At 64.7% G+C, this 6,891-nt stretch carries 7 protein-coding genes; 3 read left to right on the top strand and 4 right to left on the bottom strand.

Annotated elements, in window-relative coordinates; genetic code table 11:
* Positions 1–332: 332 nt before the first annotated feature.
* Entirely contained in the window at positions 333–536 is a 204-nt protein-coding gene (locus tag ACFU5M_RS33710) for a hypothetical protein (protein ID WP_379055544.1), read from the bottom strand.
* Between the two features lie 255 nt (positions 537–791).
* A complete protein-coding gene (locus ACFU5M_RS33705; protein ID WP_379055542.1) occupies positions 792–995 on the bottom strand; it encodes a hypothetical protein in 204 nt (67 codons plus the stop codon).
* Between the two features lie 465 nt (positions 996–1,460).
* Here ACFU5M_RS33705 and ACFU5M_RS33700 point away from each other — a divergent pair, with 465 nt between their 5' ends.
* From ACFU5M_RS33700 to ACFU5M_RS33690, 3 genes are all read left to right on the top strand, one after another.
* Positions 1,461–2,822, top strand: a complete 1,362-nt coding sequence (locus ACFU5M_RS33700; RefSeq protein WP_379055540.1) for a hypothetical protein — start codon at positions 1,461–1,463, stop codon at positions 2,820–2,822.
* Positions 2,815–3,423 (top strand): 2'-5' RNA ligase family protein, encoded by a 609-nt coding sequence (locus ACFU5M_RS33695; protein WP_379055538.1) that lies wholly within the window; start codon positions 2,815–2,817, stop codon positions 3,421–3,423. The genes ACFU5M_RS33700 and ACFU5M_RS33695 overlap by 8 nt, the downstream gene beginning before the upstream one ends.
* A 493-nt stretch (positions 3,424–3,916) precedes the next feature.
* The gene (locus ACFU5M_RS33690; RefSeq protein WP_379055536.1) at positions 3,917–4,261 is read left to right on the top strand and encodes a hypothetical protein; all 345 of its coding nucleotides are present in this window, start codon (positions 3,917–3,919) and stop codon (positions 4,259–4,261) included.
* Between the two features lie 125 nt (positions 4,262–4,386).
* Here ACFU5M_RS33690 and ACFU5M_RS33685 read toward each other — a convergent pair whose 3' ends face one another.
* Complete coding sequence (locus ACFU5M_RS33685; RefSeq protein WP_379055534.1) at positions 4,387–5,751, bottom strand: NtaA/DmoA family FMN-dependent monooxygenase; 1,365 nt, start codon at positions 5,749–5,751, stop codon at positions 4,387–4,389.
* 19 nt (positions 5,752–5,770) lie between these two features.
* On the bottom strand, positions 5,771–6,817 hold the full coding sequence (locus ACFU5M_RS33680; RefSeq protein WP_379055532.1) for an LLM class flavin-dependent oxidoreductase: 1,047 nt from the start codon (positions 6,815–6,817) through the stop codon (positions 5,771–5,773).
* Between the last annotated feature and the right edge of the window lie 74 nt (positions 6,818–6,891).

Genomic DNA, 6,891 nt, shown 5'->3' with positions numbered 1-6,891 from the left:
GTTGTGTTCTTCAGACCCACGGAGGCCGTCGAATCGGCGTGCGCCGCGTCGAAGGCCTGAGGTCCTGCACCCGTGGCAGCACCTCGGTATCGTCCTCACCGCTCCGCCATCGGATAGCCGCGACTCGGACCGGCGCTTGTCCGCTCTCCGAGACATTTCCGTCTGGTTTGTCCGCCAGTTCGCTGCCCCAAAGTTCCCGGCTCGGCATCATCTCTGCCCGATGCCGCCCAGAGGAGTTGGTCGAGCTCCAATAGGCGCCGACCCGCACGCTCAACACTGCAGTGAAGAGCACCGAGCTCGGCCACAGAATCCAAACGACCGACGCCGCCAACTCAGTCGCCGTCCTCGATCAGTAGCACGTAGGCCACTTCGAGATGCACGATGCACTCGTCCGGGCGGTGAAACCGATGGATGCGCCGAAGCTCGCGAGCGCGTTCAACGGTCAGCTCCAGTAAATGCGCATGGCACATGAACTCAGCCAGCATGCCGTCTGCTCGGACAAACGTTCTGTCCGGCAGCGGATTCGAGAAGGTCACGACGACCCTCCCGCCGGTGTCCTCTCCGTCCTCGGCGGAAACGCGTCCTTTGCCTTCTTCGGCAGCCGCACTCGCACCGCTCGCACATCAGTCACCAACTGGTCGAGCCGCGCCTCGGCAGCCGGAACCGTGAAGGTAAATGGCACATTCGGGGTGATCCCGAGAACGAAATGCTTCGGCGGCTGAGAATCGGATGGCACGGATCGGGTGTCCTTTCGGGTTCGAATACCGACGGCGGAAGAAGCGGAATCGGGCTCAGTCCCACAGCCCGGCGCAGGGCAGCGGCGGCAGATCAGTACGGACATCGTCATCGACGGTGATCACCAGTTCCGGGAAGCTCCGCGTCAGTTCGTCGGCAACGTTCTGCGCTTGCTCGGCGCCGGCCTGGTAGTCCAGGCTGAGCGCGCCGGATTCGATGTGGATGTGCCGTATACGCTGTGCCGGGCGAAGGGGCCGCAAAGCTGATCACCGTGGCTTGTCAGTGGAGGGGATAACGCGGCCGACCGCGATGAGAGCCTGAAGCGCGGCAGCCTTTCGGGGGCATTTCTCGGCTCGACAGGCAACATGGAATCGCATCACTACGTGCGCCTGGTCAAAGGCGAAGGGCCGCTCAGGGGCCTGATGAGTATCAGGCTTGGTCATAGTGGCGAGCTGGTGCACAGCGAGGGTCGCGTGGGGCATCGGGGAACACCTTCCGGCAAAGTGACTGAGGCAGAACGCGGTCCCGGCACCAAGGGCTTTCGCCACCCACTCCGGCTCACCGGGGCGGATGCGCCGCTCGGGAGGTGCGGCGTCGGCTTGGTGCCGGGGACCGGTTCAACCGTGCCCCTTGGCCGTTGGCACGCGCGATCGCGTAATGGTCGGGTAACGTTGGTCCAACGTGCGCGTTTCCCCAGTTCAGGCGGCAAATCGTAAGGTATGGCAATGGTCAGAGGGCGGGCATGGACGGGCTTTGAGGCGGTGGCGCTGCAAGAAGCCATGAGGCGATCGGTTCGAGACTTCGCCGCCTTGCTAGGACTGGAGACGACAACCGTCAACAATTGGCGGACGGGCCTCAGTGCAGTCAGGCCGCGTTCGAATACGCAGACCATTCTGGACATCACGCTGGACCAGCGAGCAACCACAGAAGACCGGGCGCGGTTTGAGCAAATCGTGGCTGAAGGGGAGTCTGCATGGCGGGCGCGGCACCACCCGCCAGTCCGTCGGTCAACGCATGTCAGTGTTGCGTCTGCGGATGACGAAATGATCAGTGCGTCACACACAGAAGACAGTGGGGGGATCGAGCCGCCGCGGCCCGATCAGGGGGTCAGTGAAGAGCTGATCACGGTACTTGCTCGCGTCCACAAGCTCAGCCGCTCAACCAATCCCGAGATTCTTCAGCAGCTCCAGAGCAGTACACGCCAGACCATCGCGCAGTACGAAACGATTGATCCAGCCAAGTTTGTTCCGGCCCTCGAGAAGCAGCGTGTCTGGCTCGATGAGCTCATTGCCGAATGTGGTCATCCGAGAGAGCGAGGTCGACTGTTCGAGATCGCGAGTGAGACCTCGGGACTACTTGGCTACATCGCAGTCGGGACCGGGAACTTTTCGCTCGCCCGAGCTTATTGCTTGGAGTCCTTCCATCTCGGCGACTATGCGCAGGACAATAACCTCGTCGCGTGGGCACGCGGCCTGCAAAGTTTCTGCGAATATTATGCGGGACAGTACGATAAGGCGCTGCGCTACGCACAAGACGGCCTGGCTCATGCTGGGTCCGGGCCGCAGCACGCCCGCCTTGCCATTAATGGTGTCGCACGGGCGATGGGAAAGCTCGGTGATGTCGAGGGTGTACACCACGCAGTTGATCAGGCCTACGAACGTTTGTCGCACTACAGAGCACCGTCGGTCGTTCCATCCAGTATCTCGCTCGAGAGTTACAGCCCGCCGCAGGTGGCCGGGAACGCGGCCACCGCGTATCTCTCCTTGGCAATGCCGGACAAGGTGGAGCAGTATGTGGCGCTTGCCTTGCCCGAGATGAACGACGCGAATTCTCCGTGGGGTCGTTCACTCGTCATGATCGACTTGGCGCGCTCACATCTCTTGGCCGAAGACGCCGACTTGGATGCCGCTACAAGCATCATGCTCGATGCCCTCGGCGTGTCACCGGGTAAGCCTATGATGCAAGTTCGACGCCGGGGTTCGGAGTTTGTGCAGGATGCCACGGCCAGGTGGGGAGACACGTCACAACTGCGTGCTGTACGAGAGGCACTAGCGAACATGAAGACCCTTGATGAGCAGAATGAGTAATGCGGACGATGAACGGCGCGATCGTCACGTCGGGCCCCTGGGCTACTACTGGTTCATCACTTTCGAGCATGCCTCGGCCCTCCATGCGCTGACCAAAGAGTGCCAGCAAACGATAGACGCTTCGTATTTTCATCCGGTCTCCTCGGATCGTCTGCATCTAACACTGGACCGTATCGCACATGGCGGTCAAATTGCTCGGGAGCAGCTCGACCGAATCGTCACCGCTGCTCGGCGCGATTGTCAGGATCAAGAGCCGTTCACCATGACGATTGAGCAACCCGGCAACCTACGTGGCGCAATAGGGTTCAAGGTATCGCCCGCTGACCGCGTGCGTAACCTTCGCGATGCGCTGCGTTCGGCGACTTTATCCGTCTTGCCTGAAGCCCCAGTAAAAGAGTCGGTATCTGATCCTCATGTGACGATTGCTTATCCGGCTTCAGGGGTGGTCCAGGTCATGCCTACTGATGCTGTCGAAATAGCCTCCACCACACGCAGAGCGGATGTATCGGTCAAGGACGCGGCGATGGTTCTACTTGAACGCCACGAGGTGTCTTACTCCTGGAACGTTTATGCGCGCATCTCGCTAGCTGGATCATCGTGACTGGCCGACCGGTTCCCGGTTCCTCGTTCCCGAGGGTGGTTCGTGGAACCGGAAACCGGCGGCTGCGTTGTCGGCAACTTGAAGATTCGCCGAAGCCCACGTCTTCACACGCGGTGCGTCGACGTGTCCGCAGCGCCGGCGGAGATCGCGCGCGGCATGGCGGTCCCGACGGGTGCAAGCTGCCCGGCAACATGCGCGCACAGGGCAGGTAGTGCGGCGACACCGTCGCACCGCCCACGGCCCGGGACCTCGAGTCCGCGGTCGTCGAATCCCTCGGCTACGCAGTCGGCGAACTGGTGAAGGTGGCGGCCTGACCGGTGTGCAGGTATCGGAAATGCGCGTTCAGTGATGAATCCGAAGCGTCGACTCCCATGTCCGCATGGACTGACATGCGATTCACCCAGCAAGGGTGAAGCGAGTGCCGATAGGGCAGTTGGAGCATGTTCCTGTTGACGATTGCAAACCGCAAACCCACTAACTGGAGGAGTGCAAAATGACTGAGACCCGCATGACGGTCCAGCAGAAGACCATGTCACCGTCGTCTGCAACTTCGCCGCCTGCCGAAAAGGCTGCGTCCGGGTACTACCAGCTCTACAACGACACTGGCAAGCAGATCTCGGTGTTCCGGCAGGAGTACGACGTTCCGAAGCAGGTGTTCGAACTCGCACCCGGCGCGACCAGTGATGAGTACGAGGGCGGGCACGAACTGTTCTTTCTGTATTCGAACTCGGGCGAGTCGACTCCCGTTGTGTGGAACGGTTGGGACTCGGTCACCTACTACTGGCACTTCTCCGGCTGGCCGCGCCAGGATGTGAACAACATCAGTTCCTTCCAGTAGAGGTCGCAGCTGAGCGGTCTGGGGCGGGACGTCAAAGGCTGGTGCGCGAGCGGGTTGCGTTGCACCCCTACCGATCTCGCACTGGGTTGTGGCCCATTGGACAGGTGATCACGGTCGTCCTCCGGTCAGGTGCGCCGGGTGAGCGGCTCGGGCAACCCGAGATGTTCGCGCAGTGTGGTTCCGGTGTACTCCGTGCGGTACACACCGCGTTCCTGGAGTTCGGGGACCAGCCAGTCGACGATCTCGTCCAGGCCGGTCGGGACCAGGTAAGGCGAGATGTTGAAGCCGTCGGTGGCTCCGTGGCGGACCCAGCGGGCCAGTTCGTCGGCGACTTGGGTGGGGGTGCCCGCGAAGCCGGAGCGTTCGGTGGAGGCGATCACCACTTCCCGCAGCGAGAGGTTTTCCGCCTCGGCCCTGGCTCGCCATTCGCGGGCGACGGTCACCGGGTCCTGGCCGGAACGAGGTGCGCCTCGGGTTTCCGAGATCGGGCGTGGCTCGGGATCATCGGCGGGCAGTGGGCCGTCCGGGTCGAGTCCGGACAGGTCGCGGCCCCAGATCTGACCGGCCAGCGACAGCGCGGTCTGGCCGGTGTATTGGCCGTTCTTCACCCAGCGCACCTTCTCCTCTACCTCGGATTCCTTCTCCGCGAGGATGATCTGCGTGCCGGGCAGGATCCGGATGTCGTCGTCCGGGCGGCCCGCCGCGCGCAGACGTGCGCGGATATCGGTGGCGAAGGCGAGCGCGTCGTCGAAATGCGTTCCGTGCCTGGAGAAGATGACGTCGGCATGGTTCGCGGCGAAATCGCGACCGGCGGGTGAATCGCCCGCCTGGAAGATCACCGGATGGCCTTGGGGGCTGCGGGGCAGCGTGGGGGTGATCGAAACGTCGAAGTGGGGGCCGGTGCGCACGACGGGATGGATCGCCTCGGCGCGCGCCCATGACGGGCTCTGCTGCGAGGTGGCGATCGCGCCGTCGTCCCAGGCGTCCCAGATCGCCCGCACCGTCGCGACGAACTCCGCGGCGCGCTCGTAGCGCAGCGCGTGATCGAGGAATCCGCCGCGCCGGAAATTCGCGCCGGTCCACGCGTTGTCGGTGGTGACCGCGTTCCAGCCCGCGCGACCTCCGGACAGCAGGTCGAGGCCGCTGAGTTTGCGTGCCAGGTCGGCGGGCTCGTTGTAGGTGGTGTTCTGGGTGGCCACCAGGCCGATGTGCCGGGTGATGCCCGCCAGCGCGGCGAGCTGGGTGATCGCGTCGGGGCGGCCCGCGATGTCCAATTCCAGGATCCGGCCGTCCTGTTCGCGCAGCCGCAGGCCCTCACCGAGGAAGAACGCGTCGAACAGGCCGCGCTCGGCGGTCTGCGCGACCCGGCGGAAGGTCTCGAAGTCGATCTGCGAACCGCTGGACGGATCGGACCAGATCGTGGTGTGGTTCACGCCTTGGAAGAAGACGCCGAAGTGGACCTGGGCGTCGGGGCGCGGGAAGTCGGTCACGGAAACGATCTCCTCACGATCAGCGTGTGGTCGCGTAGCGATTGGCGGGGCGCGGCAGGCCGAGGTTGGCGCGCAGCGTCGAACCGGGAACAGGACGATGCGCGACCCCGGTGCGCAACAGGGCGGGCAGGACTTCGCGCGCGAGCACGGGCAGGTCCTCGTCGATCACCGCGAGGTGCAGCCGCACGCCGTCGAGGTGGGCGCTGAGTTCGGTCAGCAGATCCGTCAAGCCCTGGGCCGGACCGGAGAACGCCAGGCGGCCGGGCCCATCGGAGGTTTCGCCGAATCGCTGCGCGGCGGGCACCCCGGAGACATCCAAGGTGACCTCGACCTCGGCGAAGACCAGCGAATCCCCGGCCGAGCGCGCCGCGGCCGCCGCCTCGACGGCCGCCGCGACGGACTCGGCGGCCACGAACCGGACGTCGACCGGGCCTTCGGCGCCGAACACCACCGGCAGGCCTTGTGGTGGACGCGGCACGATGGCCGGGCCCTTCACCGAGAAGGCGTCGCCCTGGAAATCGATGTAGTGCAGCTTGTTCCGGTCCAGGAAACGCCCGCTCGTGTAGTCGCGGATCACCGCGTCGTCCTCCCAGGAATCCCACAGGCGACGGGCCACCTCGATCGAATCCCGTTGCTCGCGAGCCAGATCCGGGTCTTGCACGACCGGCGGACGTCCCCAGGCCGCGGCGGCGCGCGAATCCTCGGCGCGCTCGGCGATCCATCCGGCCCGCCCGCGCGAGGCGTAGTCCAGCGACGCTACCTGCGATGCCGTGTGGAACGGCTCGGCGTAGGTGGTGGCGACCGTGGGAACCAGGCCGATCGTGCTGGTCGTGGCGGCCACGAACGACGCTCGGGTGACCGCATCGATGCGACCGGGAATCTCGTGTCCCGGCAGGATCGAGTCGGCGAACGTGGCGAGGGTGAATCCGGCGTTCTCGGCGGCGGCCACCCGTCGGCGCACGGTGTCCGCGGTGAGCAGGCGGTCGGGGGTGTGGGTGGCTCGCCGCCACGCCTCGGGTCGCCACCCCTCTCCGTCGAGTTCTACGCCGAGCGTGAAACCGCCCATCCGACACCTTCTTCCGTCCCGTGAACCACGGCGCTGCCGTCGGAAGCGGTGGCCCGAGCCGGGCACGATCCGGC

Source organism: Nocardia sp. NPDC057455, from assembly GCF_042802775.1.
In the GTDB taxonomy this organism is placed as follows: domain Bacteria; phylum Actinomycetota; class Actinomycetes; order Mycobacteriales; family Mycobacteriaceae; genus Nocardia.
The sequence above is the reverse complement of the archived record's forward strand: the minus strand, read 5'-3'. Positions and strand labels throughout refer to the sequence as shown.